16 protein-coding genes and 2 pseudogenes are annotated in these 19,152 nt (G+C 69.8%); 7 read left to right on the top strand and 11 right to left on the bottom strand.

Annotated features, from left to right (window positions below; all coding sequences use genetic code 11):
• Positions 1–5 precede the first annotated feature (5 nt).
• The gene (locus PH203_RS45180) at positions 6–398 is read left to right on the top strand and encodes an ester cyclase (protein ID WP_289928321.1); all 393 of its coding nucleotides are present in this window, start codon (positions 6–8) and stop codon (positions 396–398) included.
• A gap of 26 nt (positions 399–424) precedes the next feature.
• On the opposite strand, the pseudogene PH203_RS45175 reads toward PH203_RS45180, so the two are convergent.
• Positions 425–588, bottom strand: a pseudogene (locus PH203_RS45175) (IS481 family transposase); the annotation flags it as partial.
• Positions 589–928: 340 nt separating this feature from the next.
• On the opposite strand from PH203_RS45175, the gene PH203_RS45170 reads away from it, so the two are divergent.
• The gene (locus PH203_RS45170; RefSeq protein ID WP_289928319.1) at positions 929–1,084 is read left to right on the top strand and encodes a hypothetical protein; all 156 of its coding nucleotides are present in this window, start codon (positions 929–931) and stop codon (positions 1,082–1,084) included.
• A gap of 121 nt (positions 1,085–1,205) precedes the next feature.
• On the opposite strand, the gene PH203_RS45165 is transcribed toward PH203_RS45170, so the two are convergent.
• From PH203_RS45165 to PH203_RS45135, 6 genes and pseudogenes are all read right to left on the bottom strand, one after another.
• Positions 1,206–2,045 carry a helix-turn-helix transcriptional regulator gene (locus tag PH203_RS45165; RefSeq protein WP_289928317.1) on the bottom strand — a complete coding sequence of 280 codons (840 nt, stop codon included), beginning with the start codon at positions 2,043–2,045 and terminating at the stop codon, positions 1,206–1,208.
• A 467-nt stretch (positions 2,046–2,512) separates the two neighbouring features.
• Positions 2,513–3,445 carry an SDR family oxidoreductase gene (locus PH203_RS45160; protein ID WP_289928316.1) on the bottom strand — a complete coding sequence of 311 codons (933 nt, stop codon included), beginning with the start codon at positions 3,443–3,445 and terminating at the stop codon, positions 2,513–2,515.
• Positions 3,446–3,530: 85 nt separating this feature from the next.
• Complete coding sequence (locus tag PH203_RS45155) at positions 3,531–4,052, bottom strand: zinc-binding dehydrogenase (protein ID WP_289928315.1); 522 nt, start codon at positions 4,050–4,052, stop codon at positions 3,531–3,533.
• Positions 3,980–4,453, bottom strand: a pseudogene (locus PH203_RS45150) (carboxylesterase family protein); the annotation flags it as partial. The pseudogene PH203_RS45150 and the gene PH203_RS45155, both read right to left, overlap by 73 nt.
• Positions 4,454–4,757: 304 nt before the next feature.
• A complete protein-coding gene (locus PH203_RS45140; RefSeq protein ID WP_289928313.1) occupies positions 4,758–6,170 on the bottom strand; it encodes an amidohydrolase family protein in 1,413 nt (470 codons plus the stop codon).
• Positions 6,171–6,386: 216 nt separating this feature from the next.
• Positions 6,387–8,639 (bottom strand): xanthine dehydrogenase family protein molybdopterin-binding subunit, encoded by a 2,253-nt coding sequence (locus PH203_RS45135; RefSeq protein WP_289928312.1) that lies wholly within the window; start codon positions 8,637–8,639, stop codon positions 6,387–6,389.
• A gap of 161 nt (positions 8,640–8,800) precedes the next feature.
• Here PH203_RS45135 and PH203_RS45130 point away from each other — a divergent pair, with 161 nt between their 5' ends.
• Positions 8,801–10,009, top strand: a complete 1,209-nt coding sequence (locus tag PH203_RS45130) for an RNA-guided endonuclease TnpB family protein (RefSeq protein WP_289928311.1) — start codon at positions 8,801–8,803, stop codon at positions 10,007–10,009.
• Between the two features lie 14 nt (positions 10,010–10,023).
• Here the strand turns inward: PH203_RS45130 and PH203_RS45125 are convergent, their stop codons facing one another.
• From PH203_RS45125 to PH203_RS45110, 4 genes are all read right to left on the bottom strand, one after another.
• Positions 10,024–11,157, bottom strand: a complete 1,134-nt coding sequence (locus PH203_RS45125) for an XdhC family protein (RefSeq protein ID WP_289928310.1) — start codon at positions 11,155–11,157, stop codon at positions 10,024–10,026.
• Positions 11,158–11,208: 51 nt separating this feature from the next.
• Positions 11,209–12,183, bottom strand: a complete 975-nt coding sequence (locus tag PH203_RS45120) for a xanthine dehydrogenase family protein subunit M (RefSeq protein ID WP_289928308.1) — start codon at positions 12,181–12,183, stop codon at positions 11,209–11,211.
• On the bottom strand, positions 12,183–12,800 hold the full coding sequence (locus PH203_RS45115) for a 2Fe-2S iron-sulfur cluster-binding protein (protein WP_289928305.1): 618 nt from the start codon (positions 12,798–12,800) through the stop codon (positions 12,183–12,185). Before PH203_RS45115 ends, PH203_RS45120 begins: the two co-directional genes overlap by 1 nt.
• Before the next feature lie 375 nt (positions 12,801–13,175).
• Complete coding sequence (locus tag PH203_RS45110; protein WP_289928304.1) at positions 13,176–14,093, bottom strand: LysR family transcriptional regulator; 918 nt, start codon at positions 14,091–14,093, stop codon at positions 13,176–13,178.
• 179 nt (positions 14,094–14,272) lie between these two features.
• Between PH203_RS45110 and PH203_RS45105 the strand changes: the two genes are divergently transcribed.
• The 4 genes from PH203_RS45105 to PH203_RS45090 are packed head-to-tail and all read left to right on the top strand — an operon-like array spanning position 14,273 to position 19,150.
• Positions 14,273–14,872, top strand: a complete 600-nt coding sequence (locus tag PH203_RS45105; RefSeq protein WP_289928303.1) for a 2Fe-2S iron-sulfur cluster-binding protein — start codon at positions 14,273–14,275, stop codon at positions 14,870–14,872.
• On the top strand, positions 14,872–15,858 hold the full coding sequence (locus PH203_RS45100) for a xanthine dehydrogenase family protein subunit M (RefSeq protein WP_289928302.1): 987 nt from the start codon (positions 14,872–14,874) through the stop codon (positions 15,856–15,858). Before PH203_RS45105 ends, PH203_RS45100 begins: the two co-directional genes overlap by 1 nt.
• On the top strand, positions 15,855–18,035 hold the full coding sequence (locus PH203_RS45095; RefSeq protein ID WP_289928301.1) for a xanthine dehydrogenase family protein molybdopterin-binding subunit: 2,181 nt from the start codon (positions 15,855–15,857) through the stop codon (positions 18,033–18,035). Before PH203_RS45100 ends, PH203_RS45095 begins: the two co-directional genes overlap by 4 nt.
• Positions 18,032–19,150 (top strand): XdhC family protein, encoded by a 1,119-nt coding sequence (locus PH203_RS45090; RefSeq protein WP_289928299.1) that lies wholly within the window; start codon positions 18,032–18,034, stop codon positions 19,148–19,150. Before PH203_RS45095 ends, PH203_RS45090 begins: the two co-directional genes overlap by 4 nt.
• Positions 19,151–19,152 lie beyond the last annotated feature (2 nt).

The following is a 19,152-nucleotide window of genomic DNA, read 5'->3' as shown; positions in this document are numbered from 1 at the left end:
GAACCATGTCAGACACTGACCTGCGCGCCTTCTACACGCGCTACATCGAGACCCTCAACGCTCACGACTTCGCCGGCATTCGTGAGTTCCTCGGCGACGACCTCACATACTTCGGCGACGCCGTTACGGCTGATCTCATCGTTTCGGCGCTCACTGATCTTGGGAACACGGTTCCGGACCTGCACTGGGAGATTCAGGAGCTTTCCGTGAACGGCGACCACCTGGCTGCACGGCTGCTGAACACCGGCACGCCCGCCAAAGAATGGCTGGGTGCGGCGCCCAACGGCGCCTCCTTCGAGATCGTTGAGTTCGCCGTCTACCACGTCCGTGACGGCCGGTTCGTGCACATGACGAACGTCCACGACGCGAAGGCCTTGCACCGGCAGCTGGCCGCCTGAGACAGGACCACAACATGAAGAGCTCCGTAGCAGCAGCCGTTGTCCGTCAGGGCCCGTTTGACGGTGATGCCGTGGGCAGTGAAGAAGGCGTTCACTCGCTGCCAGAAGCGGCGGTTTCCTTGCGCTCGTCGGTGACGATCTCGCTGTGGGCCAGGCGGGAGTGGTCGTCGACAGCGGAGTGGATGAACGATCCCGATCACCGGCCGACAGCTGCGGCTGCGGTCGGTGCCGGCGGCGAGCTTGTTGTCTTTCGCCCGCCGCGGCACAGCCTGGGCGACTTACGTCCGCTTCGAGGACGAAGCCGGACAGCGGCTGAGGCCGCCGAAGGGACGAACCTGGGCACCACGCGGAGCACGCCCCACGGTGCGGGTCCGCAGCAGACGCAACGGCCGGGTCCACATCGTCCGCGCCGTCTGCTACCGCCCCGGTGAACCACCGCACTTCGTGAGTACCGGGACCTGATCCTCGCTGTCCACCAACAACTCACCATCTTCGCCGAGGCACACACGCACTGGTTGCGAATCTTCCAGATGCCCTCCTATCCACCCGAGTTGAATCCTGCGGAGGGCATCTGGTCGCTCCTGAAGCGCCCCATTGCCAACTTCGTGGCGACCGACCTGAACGCCCTCGTTCGCGTCGTCAAGCGCAGGCTGAGAAGATCCGGCCTGGTCATCGAGCCCTGGTGATCGCACCGACAGGCTCTACGAGTTCAGCGTGAGTAACGCCAGACGGTCGAAGTTCGAATCGATGCCGACGTCGAACGTCGTCATGACGGCATCCGGCCGAGTAGGTCTTCGGGCCGCCGGTTCAGGGCAGCGTCTGTGCGCCGATCACGGACAGGACCTCCAGCTTCTCGTAGCTCTCCGTGCCGGGGACGGCGGTGTAGACCATCAGGGAATGGGCTTGGTCCGGGTCGATCAGGCGCTGGCAGGTCAGCTCCAGGGCACCGACCTCCGGGTGAACGAAGTGCTTGACCTCGCGCGGGCGGATCCCGATCTCGTGCTCGTCCCACACCCGCTGGAACTCTTCGTTGGAGTCCAGGAGCAGATCCGCGAGATATGCGGCTCGGGAGTCGGGACCCCTGAGGGTGACGATCCCGCGCAGGCCTGCGGCGTACATCCGGGTCATGAACGCGTGCTGCTCCGGAGCGTACAGGTCTCGGGCGCGCGGGTCGGTGAACCACCGGTAGCCGGAGCTTCGAGCAGGACCGGTGTACTGCGTCGTATCGCCGGTGAGGGCGACGCCCATCGGTGTCTGCCGCAAGGTCTCGCCGAGTTCGGTGACGATCTCCGCGGGCGTGTCCTGCAGTCGGTCAAGAACGCGCAGCAGCCCGGGACTGATGTGCTCACTGGAGCTGCCACGCGGCGGCGGGTTGTGCCCGGCCAGCCGGAACAGATGGTCACGCTCGTCTATGGACAGGTGGAGCCCCTGGGCGATCGAGGCGAGCATCTGCGGTGACGGCTGCGGACCACGCTCGCGCTCCAGACGGGCGTAATAGTCGGCTGACATGTTGCACAGCGCCGCGACCTCCTCCCGCCGTAGCCCGCTGGTTCTGCGACGCCGTCCCCGAGGCATGCCGACGTCCTCCGGCTGCAGTGCCTCGCGACGGTTACGGAGAAAGCCGGCCAGCCCTGTGCGATCGATCACGGCGCTCCCCCCTTCTGAACGTTGCTCTCTTCTCCGTGCTGCTTCACTTCTATCGCCCGTGCATTCGCGGATCCACGGCCTGTCGATCCCCCCTTACGACGCGCGTCGCCACGTCAGCGCACGGTCGAGGGCCGTCCCGCGCGGGGTCGCATCGGTGTTGCAGCAGGCAAGCAGGGGCGCGAGGCTGCTGCCCCGAGCCGCGCGCCATCAGTGCACGAGGCGTTCGATCAGTGTCTGCCAGGCGTGACCGAGGAAACCGTTGGTCTTCGATGCTGCCCCAGCATCGGGCGCCGGACACGACCGGACCAGCAGGAGAGGCCCTTCCAAGGCTGCGGCCGGCTGGACCACAACGCCGTCCAGGCTCCGCGTCGGCGCATATTGGCGCAGCAGCATCCCGAGGTGGAGCTGAGCCAGCGCTAGGTCGCCGATCTGGCGGGCAGCCCGTCGACTGCGATGGCGCCGGGACCTCAGGCGGGGAATCGCGCACCGATCAGCCGCTCGGATGCCTCCCAGATCTTGCGGGCCTCGGCCAAGTCGCGCAGCGGGGGCCACAGTGTCTGCTCGGCGGGGGCGCCGCCGACGTCGGCTCGGTTGGGGCCGTAGAACTGGCCGCCCCGCGCGTCGGGGCTGGTGGCGGCCAGTAGTGCGGGGAGGGCGGCGGTGGCCGGGGTGCCGAGGACGCCGACGCGGGAGAGCACGCGGATCATCCGGATGGCGCCGGTGTCCTTCTGCCGTCCCATGCCGGGCTGGGCGGAGAGGAGGTTGGTGGGGGAGACGCCGGGGTGGGAGAGGTTGCTGGTGATGCCCCAGCCGGCCGCGGCGCTGCGGACGTCGAGTTCGCGGGAGAACAGGCCGACGGCGATCTTGGACTGGCGGTAGGCCTTCGTGACGTCGTAGTCGCGGTCCCAGTTGAGGTCGTCCCAGTTGATCGCGCCGCTGCGGGCGGCGATGCTCGTCTGGTGGGTGACCCGGGCCCTGCCCTCGATGAGCAGGGGCAACAGGCCCTGGGTGAGGGCGAAGTGGCCGAGGTGGTTGGTGCCGAACTGCAACTCGAACCCGTCCTGGGTGGTCAGGCGGCTCGGGGGTTGCATCACGCCGGCGTTGTTGATGAGCAGGTTGATCGGGCGGCCCTCGCCCACGAGCTGCTTGATGAGGGCGGTCACGGAGTCGAGCGAGGCCAGGTCCAGGGCCCGGGTGGTGACCCTCGCGCCCGGGACGAGGTCACGGATGCGGTCGGCGGCCTGCTCGCCCTTGGTTGGGTTACGGACCGGCATGATCACCTCCGCGCCCGCTTGGGCGAGGCGGGAGGCCATGATGAACCCGAGCCCGTCGCTCGCCCCGGTGACGAGTGCGAGCTTCCCGGCCAGGTCGGGGATGGTGATGTCGATGTTCCGAGCCATCAGTGGTCTCTTTCGTTCAGCGACGCGTCAGCCGCGGTCGGTCTGTGCGTCCATGCTGGGCGCTCGTCAGCCACGCATCCAGGACTCACCGATCCACGGCTCGCCGATCCATCCCTCGCGCGCTCGGTGGTGCTCGATTCCGCTTTTGGTCGGTATAGGTGCTGGTGACGGGCATCGCACGAGGGATGATCTTGAAAGCGCCATGGAAACGCGGGAGATCCCGAAGTGACTTCCTGCGCATGCCGCTTGCTTCGAGGCGGCGGTGCGCTTCCGCGATGTCCGACTTCGAAAAGACGGTGTCCACCGCGGGGCGGACGCTTCCCGTCCAGGCCGGTCTGGTGAGTTCGGTGATCCGCTCGATGGACGCGAGGGGACGGCCGTGGTCGAAGGCCAGCGCGACCATGCGGCCCATGCGGATGAGCCGTGCCCCGTAGGCGCCCAGGCGCGTGTCCACAACGTCGAGGGCCACATCGAAACGGTCGAGGTCCTCCGGCCGAGTCGTGCGGTAGTCCAAGGCTTCGTCAGCGCCCATTTCTACGATCCAGCCGAGGTTGCGGGCACCGGCGAGTGCGGTGACGTGGGCGCCGAGAGCCTTGCCCAACTGCACGTGACGCTTTCCACGCCTCCCGTGGCCCCACGGACCAAGAGCCGCTCACCGCTGACGAAGCCGGCCTTCTCGGTCAGGGCGGTCACGACGGTGGTGCCCGACGTCGGTAGCACGGCGCTTCCAGCGGAGTCAGGTTCTCCGGAGCCCGGGCGAGCCGCTGCTCGGGAGCGGCAACGTACTCGGCAACGACACCGAAGACGAGGTGTGGCATCAGCCCCCACACCCGGTCCCCCACGCGCCAGTCGCGCATCATCGTCGAGGAAGAGAGAACCCTCCGCGGCGAACCGGTAGTTGATCGTCACGCAGACCACGCCGCTACGCGCGAAGGCCGACCCGTCGTACGCCGCCACGGAATTGGAGCCGTTGGCGAACGAGCCGCCATGGATCCACCCCAGCACCGGGAGGCCGCCTGCCTTGAGGTCGGGCGTCCATACGTTGGGGTTGAGGCACCCCTCCCCCCTCGCTCCCCACCTCGCGGAAAAGCCTCCGGATGGAAGGCGGGTAGTCCCCCTTCAATCACCGGCTGCGGGGGCCGCATCCTGTTCGCCCCGAAAGGTGGCGCGGCGTACGGGACTCCCAGGAAGGAGACGACACCCTAAGCGCGAACGGCCTTCCACGGTGCCGCCCTCGACAGTCACCCTGGCGCCATGCACGCCGCTCGACACCGGAAACTCCTGCGCAACGTTTACATCAAATGGTGATCGATTAGATGAGACGGCCGGAGCTGATGACGGCCCGGCGGTGCCGCGGATCGATCAGGTGGGAGATGTCCGCGAGCGGGTCGGCGTCCAGGAGCAGAGCGTCAGCAACGGCGCCCACCGTCACGGTGCCCACGACGTCCCGCTTCCCGATCTTTTCCGCGGCGCGACCGGTGGCCGTGGCGATGATCTCGGACAGGGGCAGTCCGGCCTTGGTGAACAGTTGCAACTCACGCAGCAGGGCGCTGCCGGGCGTGGGCATGGCCATCGCGATGTCGCTTCCGGCGACGAGCTTGACCCCGGCCTCATGGAAGAGGGGCAGCGTGCGCATGGCGTAGTCGAACCGGGTCTGTGATTCGTCGGCCGGGTGGTGTGGGAACGGCATGCCCCAGAAGGGCCGAGCCGCGATCGCGGCCGCGTCCTCGGCCGAGGAGATGCCGTCAGCGACGAGTTCGTCCAGGTAGGCAGGATCCCCGCTGCGGCCCAGCTGCTCCCAGGTGACAAGCGTTGGGCAGTAGAGCGTTCCCGTCTCGGCCAGCAGGGCAGCGATCTGCTCCGCTTCGCTGGCATCGGCGGGATCCTCCGGGACGAAGGAGTGCTCGATGCAGTCGGCTCCGGCCGTGACCGCCTCTCGCAGGTCCGTGCCTGTTGCCACATGGACCAGTACCTTCCTGCCCGCGCCGTGCGCGGCCTGGATGATCGCCTCGAGCGCGGCCAGGGGAAGCCGCTCGCCACCCCTGGGCTTTCCGTCAAAGATGCACTTGACGAAGTCGACCTGGTCGAGCAGTTTCTCGACCTGCCGATGTGCCTCGTCGACATCGCCCACTTCGACGGCCATGGAACGCTCGCCGTGGAATGACAGGGGCCAGCCTTGGACACTGGTGAAGACCGGGCCGGCGAAGAACAGCGATGCCGCGGTGCCGCCGACCCGCCCGGCCTCGCGGATCGTGCGGCTCTGCGTGACCGAGCCCCCGAGATCACACACCGACGTGATGCCGGAGGCCAGATAGCCGGCCATGGCCCTCTGGATGTGCGGCAGCCGCTCGGCTTCCGGCAGGGACATGGCGAACCCGGTCAGATGAGTATGGCTCTCCCACAGACCTGGCAGCAGGTAGCCGCCGCCTCCATCCAGAACCACTTCGCCGTCGTCGCCGCTCGGCGCCCTGGCAGGGTCCGCGGCGGAGGGACGGATGTCCTCGAACCGCCCGTCGGCGATGCGGACGTCCATGGCGGGCAGGTCAGCACCGCCGGTGCCGTCGATGACGGTCACGTTCTTGATGATCACGTTCGGTTCCCTTCGATGGTGTTGATCGAGGCCTGTGCTCGTCGGCGGGACAACAGAGGTCAGGTGAGCCGTTCGCGACCAGGCTCCCACCTGCAAAGTTGCGCCGGGACACACCCGAACCGGCGTCTCCCCCACCGTTCCCTTCGTTCATCAAGTGCCTTCTGCCTGGTCACAAGGTCGAGCAGAGGAGGCCTGGCGCCGCGACCGTCGCACGACCTCACCGATCAACACTGGCTACCGCTCCTCCGGTCCGGCGTTGCCGAGGGGCCGCGACGCGCTTCGCCTCCTCGATCGCGGGAGCTCGGTCATGGTGGGGGCTCGGCGCGGTTGCCGAGGCCACCGCCCAGACCGCTACAGCAGTTTGTCGAGGGTGATGGGGAGCTTGCGTATCCGGATGCCGGTGGCGTTGAAGACGGCATTGCCGACGGCGGCGGCCGAGCCGACGGTGCCGATCTCCCCGAGGCCGCGGGCGCCGAGGCTTCGGGTCCCGACCTCCCCGCCGTCCTGGCCGAGCGGCCCGGTGAGGTGCGGGTCGGGCCGGTCGAGGAGGTGCACGTCGATGTCGGGGATGTCGGCGTTCACGGGTACCAGGTAGTCGGCGAGCGTGCTGGCGGCCAGCCGCCCCGTGTCGCGTTCGAGGTGGTTCTCCTCCAGCAGGGCGCCCGAGATGCCGAAGATGACACCGCCGACGATCTGACTCCGGGCGGCCCGGGCGTTGATGATTCGCCCGGCATCCACGACGGTGGTGAACCGGGTGACGCGGATCTCGCGGGTGAACCGGTTGACCCGCACCTCGCAGAAGTGGGCGCCGAAGGTATGGAACGTGTACCCGGAGGGAGCGCCGGCGGGCTCGGAGGCGGTGGCGTCCACTCCCCGCTCCCCGAGGGCCCTGAGCAGTTCGCCGAAGGTCATCGAGCGATCGTTCCCGTGCAGTCGGCCCTGCTTGTAGCGCAGGTCCTTGGCGTTCGCTCCGTGCCACGGCGAGCCGGAACGGGTCACCGCGAGCTGCTTGAGCGCGTCGATGGTGTCACGGGCGGCCGCCACGACCACCGGGACCGTGCTGTGCGTGGCGCCGGAGCCCACGGCGGGTGCGCCCGGGGGCAGCGCCGAGTCACCGATCTCGGGGGTCACCCGGTCAAGCGGGAGCCCGAGGGCATCGGCGCCGGCGACCGCCACCATCGTCCACGCGCCGGTGCCCAGGTCCGAGGTCCCGGTCGACACCACCGCGGTGTCATCGTCGAGCAGCCGGATCCTGACGCTCGCGGCCTGGCGGGCCGCCGGGTACGCCGCGCTGGACATTCCGGTGCCCAACAGCCACTCCCCGTCGACGCGCGCGCGGGGCGTGGCGCTGCGGGCCGACCAGCCGAAGCGTCGTGCGCCGTCGCGGTAGCACTCATCGAGGTGCTTGCTCGACCACGGCCGGCCCGTGGAGGGCCTGACGGTGGCGTAGTTGCGCAGTCGCAGCTCGACGGGGTCGACACCGGTGGCGACGGCCAGTTCGTCCATCGCCGTCTCCAAGGCGAACGCCCCGGGAGCCTCGTCGGGCGCCCGCATCGCCCAGCTGCCCGGCATGTCGAGGATGACCCACTCCGGCTTGATGCGCAGGTTCGGCGTGTTGTAGAGCGTGTCCGAGGTGGACTCGCCCGGGAGCATGTTCCAGCCACCAGCAGCCGGCCTCTCGGCTACGCTCTCGTGGCTGATGGCGCTGAGGACTCCATTGCGGGAGGCACCCAGCCTGACCCTCTGGGTGAGGTGCGGGCGGTGGCCGACCAGGGTGAACATCTGCTCCCTGGTGAGGGTGAGCTTGACGGGACGGCCGAGCTCCCGGGCCGCCGCGGCGGCGACCTGGGCCTCGCTCCACACGATGACCCGGGCCCCGAAACCGCCGCCGACGTACCTACCGATCAGCCGGACCTGCTGTGGGAGGACGCCGAGCCGCTGGCCCAGCAGGATCGTGAACGGCGTTGGCATCTGCGCACCGGCGTGGACGGTCACCCGGTCGCCGTCCCACTCGGCGAGGACCGTGTGGGGTTCCATCGCGGCGTGGTGCTGCACCGGCTGCTCGAAGTCGGCCTCCACGACGACTTCGCTGGCGGCGAGCGCCTCGTCGATCGACTCGACGCCGGAGGCGAGGACCGTGACGCTGCTCGGCTCCCCGCTGGACGTGGGGCCGGATGGCTCGCGAGGCCCGTCCGCGAGGGAGGCGCGCGGCGGCTGCGCGTCGTAGGTGACGGTGATCAGCGCCGCGGCATCGCGCGCCTGCTCGACGCTCTCGGCAACGACCACGGCGATGATCTGGCCGTGGTAACGAACGGTCGTGTCCTGCAAGGGCATGTAGTTCTCGCCGAAGAAACGGTACTCGGGTGCGAGCGGGTACAGCCTCAGGCGCCCGTCCCCCGCGACGTACACGCGCAGGACTCCGGGAGCGGCCAGCGCGGCGGCGGTGTCGACGGAGCGGATCGTGCCTCTCGCGACCGTGCTGGTGACGACGTGGGCGTAGGACATGTTGGTGGCCCGGTAGTCACCGGAGTACCGTGCGGCTCCGGTGACCTTCAATCGGCCGTCGACGCGGGCGACTTCACGCCCGACTGGAGAGACGGTCATCGGGGCCTTCCTTCGTGGATACCTGGGCCTTCAGGCCGGGGAGGAAATGAAGTTCCTGCGGAGCAGGGCGGGAGAAGTCGGTTCGCCGCCAGGGCTGACCGACGTCCACCGCTCACCGGCCAACACCCGCCGCTCACATGGGAGTTGGTAGAGTGTGAGGTATGGCGCGGCAGGTCAAGCGGGCATTCAAGTACCGGTTCTACCCCACGGACGAGCAGGCAGAGGAGCTGTCGCGCACGTTCGGCTGTGTCCGCCTGGTGTACAACAAGGCGCTGGAGGAGCGCGCCCGGGCCTGGTACGGCGAGCAGCGCCGGATCTCCTACGTGCAGTCCTCCGCCGCGCTCACCCAGTGGAAGAAGACCGAGGAACTCGCCTTCCTGAGCGAGGTGTCGTCGGTTCCGCTGCAGCAGGCGCTGCGCCACCTTCAGACGGCATTCGCCAACTTTTTCGCCAAGCGCTCGCAGTACCCGCGCTTCAAGTCGCGGAAGAAGTCCCGGGCGTCGGCCGAGTACACCCGCAGCGCCTTCACTTGGCGCGAGGGACAGCTCACGCTCGCCAAGATGGCACAGCCCCTGGACGTCCGCTGGTCGCGTCCGCTGCCGGAAGGCGCGGAGCCGACCACGGTGAGCGTGTCCCGCGACGCGGCGGGCCGCTGGTTCGTGTCCCTGCTGTGCGAGGACAGCATCATCCCGGCCCCCGCCACGCAGGCGGCGGTCGGTCTGGACGCCGGGATCACCTCTCTGGTGACGCTGTCCACCGGGGAAAAGATCGCCAACCCCCGGCACGAACGCCAGGACCGCGCCCGCCTCGCCCGCGCGCAGCGGGAGTTGTCCCGCAAGGTGAAGGGCTCCGCGAACCGGGAGAAAGCCCGTCGTCGCGTCGCCAGGGTCCATGCGCGGATCGCCGACCGGCGCCGCGACTTTCTGCACAAGCTGTCGACTCGGCTCGTCCGTGAGAACCAAACGGTCGTGATCGAGGACCTCACCGTCCGCAACCTGCTGAAGAACGGGCACCTGGCGCGCGCCATCTCGGATGCCGCCTGGACGGACCTGCGCTCCATGCTGGAGTACAAGTGTGCCTGGCACGGGCGTGAACTCGTCGTGATCGACCGCTTCTTCCCCAGCTCGAAGCTGTGCGGAAGCTGCGGCACGGTCGGCGGGAAGCTGCCGCTGCACGTCCGTGAGTGGACGTGTGCCTGCGGCGTGGTGCATGACCGCGACGTGAACGCGGCACGCAACATTCTGGCCGCCGGGCTGGCGGCGTCTGCCTGTGGAGACGGTGTAAGACCTCAACGGGAGTCCTCCCGGACGGGGCGGTCGTCGGTGAAGCAGGAACCCCAGCGGGCGACCGCTGGAATCCCCCGCCTTTAGGCGGGGGAGGAACGTCAACCTGACTCCTGACTGCTGGGAACGGCGCCGGGGCGGTGGATGGGCACCCCGGTGCGCAGGGCTGCTCCGGTGCCGCCGTGCCGGTGGGCGACGATCTCGGCCGCGATCGACAGCGCGGTCTCCTGGGGGGTGCGAGCGCCGAGGTCGAGTCCGATCGGTGAACGCAACCGGTCGAGTTCGTGGTCGGTGAGGCCGGCCTCACGCAGCCGCGTGAGATGCTCCTCGTGGGTGCGGCGCGACCCCATGGCCCCGACGTAGGCCACCGGCAGTCGCAGTGCGGCGGTGAGCAGCGGCACGTCGAACTTCGGGTCGTGGGTGAGCACGCAGACGACCGTCCGGCCGTCGAGGCGCTGCGACTCCAGATAGCGGTGCGGCCAGTCGACCACGACCTCGTCGGCGTGCGGGAACCTGGCCGGGGTGGCGAAGGTGGCCCGCGCGTCGCAGACGGTGACCCGGTAGCCCAGGAAGGTGCCGAGTTGGGCCAGCGCCGCCGCGTGGTCGATGGCGCCGAAGACGAGCATCCGCGGTGCGGGGGCGTTGCTCTCCACCAGCAGGGCCATCGGCTCCCGGCAGTAGCTGTCGGCCACGCCGAGCTCGATGGTGCCGGTCCGCCCAGCATGCAGGGCGGCGGTCGCGTGGGCGGCGGCCACCCGGTCGAGTCGTTCGTCGCCGAGTGTCCCCTCGTGGGGCTGCTCGGGGCGCACGACGATCGCCTTCCCGAGGTGGGCGTCCGGCCCACGGACAATCGTGGCCACGGCGACCGGCTTGTCCTGCGCCGCGTCGGTGAACGCCTGCCCGAGGTGCGGCTCGGCGTCGGGACCGTGGTGGCGCAATATGAGCTCGATGGTGCCGCCGCAGGTGAGGCCGACGCCGAGCGCGTCGGCATCGGTGTAGCCGAACCGCACGACCCTCGGCCGGTGGTCCCCGGCCAGCATCTCCTGGCAGGCCTCGTGGACAGCGGCGTCGACGCAGCCTCCGGACACGTTTCCGAGCACGGCGCCGCCCGCGTCCACGACGAGTGACGCGCCGGGCCGGCGGGGGGCGCTGCCGGCCACGTTCGTGACCGTGGCGGCCACGAACGGGGTTCGGCCGCGGACGCGTTCGAGGAGATCGGTAGCGAGTTCAAGCATGACCGCCACCTCCCCCTGTCGTGAGGCACACGGCCGTGCCGGGCTGGTCGGTCACTGCTCCTCCAGGGCGGTGAGCGCCCGGACCAGGGTGCGTCGCAGCAGCGCGGGCTTGAACGCGTTGTGCTCCAACGTCTTGGAGCCGGACGCGGCGTGGCGGACCGCCGCCTCATAGGTGGCTTGGGTGGCGCGGTGGCCGGTCAGGGCTCGTTCGACGGCGGGCAGGCGCCACGGCCTGGTGCCCATTCCGCCGACGGCGATCCTGGCCTTCGCGATGATGTCGCCGCGCATCTCGAGCGCGACGGCCGCCGAGGCGAGGGCGAACTCGTAGGACTGCCGGTCGCGGATCTTCAGGTAGGTCGAGTGCGCCGCCCACGCCGAGCGGGGGATGGTGATGCCGGTGATCAGCTCGCCGGGGCGCAGCACGTTCTCGACGTGCGCAGTGGTGCCGGGGAGGGTGTAGAACCCGTCGAGCGGCACGGTCCGGGTGCCCCGCGCCGAGGCCAGGTGCACGTCGGTGCCCAGCGCCACCAGGGCGACGGCCAGATCGCTGGGATGCGTGGCGGCGCAGTCGTCGCTGGTGCCGAGGATCGCGTGGCCACGGTTCCATCCGGTCAGGGCCGAGCAGCCGCTGCCGGGCTCCCGCTTGTTGCAGGCGGTCGTGACGTCGCGGAAGTAGCCGCACCGGGTGCGCTGCAGCAGGTTTCCCCCGATGCTCGCCATGTTGCGCAGCTGCGCCGAGGCGCTGAGGTCAAGCGCCTGAGCGATGACCGGATAGTGCGCGCGTACGGTGCGGTCGGCTGCGACGTCACTCATCCGCTCCAATGCGCCCACGTGCAGCCCCCTGCGGTCGAGGGTGACGCCGCGCAGCGGAAGCGCGTTGATGTCCACCACGTGGGCCGGGGCCATCACGTCGAGCTTCATCAGGTCGACCAGGGTGGTGCCGCCCGCGAGGAACGCGGTGTCCGCCCCGGCGCGCGCGTGGGCTTCGCGAACCGATCGCGCCTGGGTGAAGGTGTAGGCCCGCATCAGCGCATCGCCTCCTGGCCGTCCCGTACGGCGTCGACGATGAACGGATAGGCGCTGCACCGGCAGATGTTGCCGGACATGCGTTCGCGGATCTCGTCGTCGGTGCTCGCGGGGCCCTCGTCGACCATGGCGACGGCCGACATGATCTGCCCGGGAGTGCAGAAGCCGCACTGGAAGCCGTCGTGGTCGATGAAGGCCTGCTGCATCGGGTGCAGCTGCTCCCCTTCGGCGAGGCCCTCGATCGTGGTGACCTCATGGCCGTTGGTCGTGGCCGCCAGCGTCAGGCACGACAGCACGCGCCGGCCGTCGACATGCACGGTGCACGCCCCGCACTGGCCACGGTCGCAGCCCTTCTTCGTCCCGGTGAGCTCCAGCTTCTCGCGGAGCGTGTCGAGCAGCGTGACCCGCGGGTCGACTCGCACCGCGTGCCGGTCACCGTTGACCGTGACCCGTACCGCCACGAGCCCGTCGCCCTCCGCGGCCGGCGAGGCGTCCGCCGCGGTCGCCACCAGCGGTGCCGCGGCTGCTGCGGCTGCTGTTGCGACGGCACCGGCGCCCAGGAACCCTCGCCGGGACACGCCCGACCGACCCTGGCCCGCGTCATTGTCTGGATTCATGCGTTTCTCCTGGGTGTGCGGCAGAAGGCACCTCGACGGTCGGCGAACTTCGGCACGACCGAGCGCTTGAGGTGCTGCTCCCAGGTTGACCAAGCCGGTCGACGGCAGCCAGGACCCGCCGATCCGAGGCTGGGCGATCCGGGCTTACCTCGACCCGGCCGGCCCGGGCTCCGACACCTACGACGCACTTCTGGTCGCCGTCGCCGCCTCCTGCGGGGCGCCCCGTTCGCCGTCATCAAGGAGTGCATCAGCGGAGACCCGTGCACACGCACACGTCAGGGGAATGTCAAGAAGCGCTGTCTCCCAGGCGTGAACGCCCGGAGTTCCGCGCCAGATCATGCTGAAGGAACCATCGCCCCTGAGGGCGGGCATTCATCAGTCAGCCCGATGTCCGGTCACCTGCGCGGTGGTATCCCGCACGACCTGCCGCAGCCACCGGTGCGCAGGGTCACTGTCGACGCGGGGGTGCCAGGCGATGCCGTAGGGGAAGGACGGAAGCTCCTCGGGGGCCGCGGCGACGCGGTAGGCGGGGTCGTCGGCGTACGCAAGGGCGGCGCGCCGCGGGAGGGTGGCGATGAGCTCAGTGCCGGGCACGGCTGCCGCCGCCGCGGAGAAATACGGTACGCGCAGGCCCGTGGCGCGGCGTAGCCCGTGCTCGTCCAGGCGGCGTTCGACCATGGTCTGGCCGCCGGCAAGGACGGTGATGACGACGTGCGGGTACGCGGTGAAGTCGTCCAGGGTCAGCCGCTCGGCGGTGACGGGGTGGTCGTGGGACAGCAGGCAGACGAATTCCTCCTCGAACAACGTCGCCCAGTGCAGCGAACGGGGCGCCACGACGCCGGAGACGACCAGGTCCGCGCGGCCCTGCTCGACATCGGTGAAGGACTCGTCCCCCAGTGGTGCCACGCTCAGTGAGATGCCGGGCGCCTCACGGAAGAGGCGGCGGAAGAGCGTCGGGCCGAGCAGGGATGTGGCGTAGTCGGTGCAGTGGATGCGGAAGTGACCGCTCGCCGTCGCGGGGTCGAAGGCATCGCCGCGCAGCAGCGTCTCCAGGCGGGGCAGGAGGTCGGCGAGCTCCGACTGGATCTGCTGCCCGCGCGGGGTCGGCTCGTATCCGCGTTGCGTGCGCACCAGGAGCTCGTCGCCGAACGTCTCCCTGAGCCGTTGCAGGACGCGGCTCATCGCGGACTGGCTCAGATGGAAACGATCGGCGGCCCGTGTCACGTGTCGCTCTTCGAGCAGAACTGCCAGCGCTTCGAGCAGATTCAGGTCCGCGTTCCGCAGATGCGACATGGGCATACCGTACGCCGACTTCATGCAGGCCAAGCATGAAGGCCCAGATCCCGACCGCACACGTCGTCATGCATCCAGCGCATAAGAGGCATTCACATTGTGCGTTGGACGAATGGCCACGTCGACGTCAGGCTCATTCCCATCTCGCCGTATCGGGGTAGACGAGGAGTTGCTCACCCATGGCACAGCACAGGAGGCGCGACGTACTGAAGTCGGGGGGTGTCGCGGCGGCCGCCGTGATGGCCCCCTTCGCGGGAACCGGACCGGCCGCCGCGGCGCCGGACGCTCCGCAAGCGGCACAGCCCCGGACGGTCGCCGACCTCACGTTGTCAGTCAACGGGACCCGGCACCGCCTTCCGGGAGTCGAGGCCCGCGTCACCCTGCTCGACGCGCTGCGCGAGCAGGCCGGGCTCACCGGTACCAAGAAGGGCTGCGACCGGGGCGAGTGCGGCGCCTGTACCGTCCTCGTCGACGGGCGGCGCGTCAAGTCGTGCCTGACTCTGGCCGTGATGCAGGAGGGCCGCTCCATCACCACCATCGAAGGACTTGCCCGGAACGAGGAACTGCACCCCGTTCAGGAGGCGTTCGTCCGCCGGGACGCCTTCCAGTGCGGCATCTGCACACCAGGACAGATCATGTCGGCGGTGGCCTGCATCGAGGAGGGCCATACCGGCTCCGAGGACGAGATCCGGGAGTGGATGAGCGGCAACCTGTGTCGGTGCGGCTGCTACCCGAACATCGTCGATGCGGTGGCCGACGCGGCGAAGGCGGTGCGGTGATGAGGGACTTCGCCTACGCCCGCGCAGGCCGGGCCGCGGAAGCCGTGCAGCTCGTGGCCCGCAGCGCCGACGCGGCTTTCATCGCCGGCGGCACGGACCTGCTGAACCTGATGAAGGACGGCGCCGAGGACCACGACCTGGTCATCGACATCAACCACCTGCCCCTTGCCGGCATCGAGGAGTCCGAGGGCAGGCTGCGCATCGGCGCCTTGGCCAGGATGGCCGACGTAGCCGTGCACCCAGTGGTGCGCAGGCGGCTGCCCGTGCTGTCCCAGGCACTGCTCGCCAGCGCTTCCCCGCAGGTCCGCCACATGGCCTCGATCGGCGGCAACCTGCTTCAGCGCACCCGCTGCTGGTACTTCCGGGGCGAGGACTTCGCCTGCAACAAGCGCGAGCCGGGAACCGGCTGTGCCGCGCTGGAGGGCCGCAGCCGCTGGCACGCCGTCCTCGGCGGCAGCGACCACTGCATCGCCGTCCACCCCTCCGACCTCGCGGTCGCCCTGCGCGCCCTGGACGCCACGGTCCACACGCTCGGCCCGGGCGGCGCCCGGACCATTGCCATGGCCGACTTCCACCGGGAACCCGGGAACACCCCGCACCTCGAGAACGCCCTGCGGCACGGCGAGCTGATCACCGCGGTCGAGGTGGCGCTGCCGGCACCGGACACCCGTCAGCGCTATCTGAAGCTGCGGGACCGCGCCACCTTCGAGTTCGCGGTCGTCTCTGCCGCCGCCGTGCTGCGCATGAACGGCCGAACCGTCGAGGAGGCCCGCCTCGCCTTCGGCGGCATCGCCACCCGCCCCTGGCGCTCGCTCGAGGCCGAAACCGCCTTGCGGGGCAGGCCATTGACGGAGCGGAACATCGCGGCGGCCGGACGCCTCCTGGTCCAGGACGCCCAGCCGCGCGAGGACAACGAGTTCAAGGTCGAGCTGGTACAGCGCGCGCTCCAGGACGTGCTCGGCCGTTTCTCCGGAGGTTCCCGATGAGCACCGACGTCGTCGGCCACCCCCTGTCCCGCGTCGAGTCCCGGCTGAAGGTGACAGGCGGGGCCGAGTACACCACCGACGTACAACTTCCCCGCCTGGTCCATGCGTTCATGGCGATGAGCACCGTCGCCCGCGGCCGGATCACCCGGATCGACACCCGGGCCGCCGAAGCCGTGCGCGGCGTCATCGCCGTCTATACGCACGCGACCATGCCGCGTCTGCGGCAACCCACCTACCGGCCGTTCTTCAAGCCGTACATCCCCATACAGACCCCGGACATCCACCACGCGGGCCAGCCCATCGCCTTCGTCGTCGCCCAGACCTTGGAGCAGGCGCAGCGAGCGGCAGAACTGATCGAAGTCGACTACGAGGAACCCGGCGAGCCCCAGGGCGAGTTGGCCCTGGGTGAGGCGTTCCTACCGCCCGACGGACCGGACGGCCCCAACACCCTCACACGGGGTGACGTGGCGGCCGGCATGACCCGGGCGGACGTCCGGATCAAGGCCGAGTACGCCATCCCCATGCACCACCACAACCCGATCGAGCCGCACGCCACCACGGCCGTGTGGGAGGGCTCGAAGGTGACGGTGTACGAGACCACGCAGGGTCTGGGCAACACCCAGCACGTCGTCAGCGAGGCCCTGGAGGTCCCGCTCGCCGACGTCCGCGTCGTCTGCCGCTACCTCGGCGGCGGTTTCGGCTCCAAGGGCCCGGTCTGGCCGCACACCGTGCTGACTTGCGCCGCTGCCCGTGCGTTGGGCCGCCCCGTCAAGCTCGTGCTGTCCCGTGCGCACATGTACACCTCCAACGGCCACCGCGCACAGACCCATCAGACGATCGAGCTCGGCGCCCGCCGCGACGGCCGGATCACCGCGCTGGACCACGTCATCACCCAGCAGATCACCCGGGACGACGTCGTGCTGTTCAACAGCAGCGAGCCGATCCGCATGCTGTACGACATCCCCAACCTGTCCAACGAGCAGCATGCCATGCGACTGGACCTGCCCACCCAGAGCTTCATGCGCTCCCCGGAGGCGTGCACCAGCCACGCCCAGGAAGCGGCGCTCGACGAACTCGCCCACGCCCTGACCATGGACCCGGTCGAGCTGCGAAAACGCAATTGGAGCAGCCGGAACATGGAGAACGGTCAGGAATGGGGCAGCAACCACCTGCGCGAATGCTACGACCGCGCCGCGTCGATGTTCGGCTGGTCCCGACGCGACCCGCGCCCCGGCTCCATGCGCGACGGCGATGAACTCGTCGGCTGGGGCATGGCCACGTCCGCCCACACCGCCGGCGGCCGGCCTGGTTCCGGCGCCCGTATGACCGTCGGTACCGACGGCAAGGTGCTCGTCCAGGTCGGCACCCAGGACATCGGCACCGGCACATACACGATCATGACGCAGATCGCCGGTGAGGTCCTCGGGATGCCCCTCTCCGACATCACGTTCGAACTCGGGGACAGCACCTTCCCGCAGAGCTACACCTCCGGCGCCTCCACCACCGCACCCGGCGTCGGCAGCGCCGTCAATCGCGTGTGCTCCGCCGCGCGCAAGGCCGTCATCGACATGGCCGTTGCCCAGCCAGGCTCGCCCCTGCGCGGCGTTCCCGCCGAGCGCGTGGACACCGCGGACGGCTACCTGTACGACACGGCCAACCGGCACGCCCGAGTGAGCTACCGCTCGGTCGTCGGCCACGGCGGCAAGCCCCTCGACTTCACGGTAGGACCCACCAACACACCGCTCGGCTACTCGGTCGGCGCCGTCTTCGTCGAAGTCCGCGTCGACCCGCTGCTCGGCCGGGTCCGGGTGACCCGCGTGGTCGGCTGCTACGACCCGGGCACCGTGCTCAACCGCAAGACCGCCCGCAGCCAGGTCCTCGGCGGTGTGATCTGGGGCATCGGCTTCACCCTCTTCGAGCACACCCTCGTCGACCCCGCGACGGCCAGGATCGTCAACCCCAATCTGTCCGGCTACCTGATGCCCGTCAACGCGGACGTCCCCAACATCCAGGTGCAGTTCATCGACAGGCCCGACCCGGCCAGCGACGCCCTCGGAGCCCGCGGCTTCGGCGAAACCCCGATGACCGGCGTCACCGCGGCCATCGCCAACGCGGTCTTCCACGCCACCGGCAAGCGCGTGCGCGACCTGCCCATCACCCAGGACAAGCTGCTGTGACCGGCCACAACGACGTCTGGAACGCCCTGTACGAGGCATGGTCGACCGGTGAGACCTCGGGGCTGGCCACCGTCGTGAGAACCTTCGGCTCGGCCCCGCGGCTCGCCGGCTCGTCGATGCTGGTCACCACTGAAGGGCGTGTGGTGGGCTCGGTATCGGGCGGCTGCGTCGAGGGCGACGTCCTCGAGCGGGCCCGCGAGACGATCCTGAACGGCACGCCCCAGCGGGCGACGTACGGCATCAGCGACGACGACGCCTTCGGCGTGGGCCTGACCTGCGGCGGCACCCTGGAGGTCTTCGTCGAACCCGTCAGCACCCGGACCTTCCCCGAACTGGCCGAGGTGATCGAGTCCGCGCGGGCCGGCATCCCCGTAGCCGTCGCCACCGTGCTGGACCATCCCCGGCCGGAGGCCGTCGGCGCCCATGTGGTCGTGCGCGCCGACGGCCACCACTGCAGCCTGCACCCGTCGGACGCCCCGCCCGGCCTCATGGACGGCGCGCGGGAACTGCTACGGAGGGGCGCCCACGGACTGCTCGCCTACGACACTGAGGACGTGCGGGTCTTCGTCCGCCCGCTGGTACCGCCGCCGCGGATGCTGCTGTTCGGCGCCGGCGACTTCGCCGCGGCACTCGCCGCGATCGGCCGGACCATGGACTACCGGGTCACCGTCTGCGACGCCCGGCCACTGTTCACCACGGCCGACCGCTTCCCGGACGCCGACGAAGTCGTCGTGGCTCGCCCGGACCAATACCTGGCCCGGGAAGCGGCTGCCGGACGGGTCGACACGCGGACGGTCATCGTGTCCTTCAGCCACGACCCCAAGTTCGACATCCCGTTGCTGGAGACGGCACTGGGGCTCGATGCGGCGTATGTGGGCGCAATGGGCTCACGCCGCACCCACATGCACCGCGTCCGAGCACTGCGCGAGGCCGGCGTGCCCGTGCACGCCCTGACACGGCTGTCCTCCCCCGTCGGTCTCGACCTGGGCGGCCACTCACCCGCGGAGACGGCCGTCTCGATCGCCGCCGAAATCATCGCGACCCGCTACGGCGGCCGAGGCGAGCCGCTGTCCCACCGCGCCGGCCCGGTCCACACACTGCGCGCGGCGGGATGACC

The organism is Streptomyces sp. S.PB5 (assembly GCF_030403745.1).
GTDB lineage: Bacteria > Actinomycetota > Actinomycetes > Streptomycetales > Streptomycetaceae > Streptomyces.
This window is presented reverse-complemented; position numbering and strand designations above follow the sequence as displayed.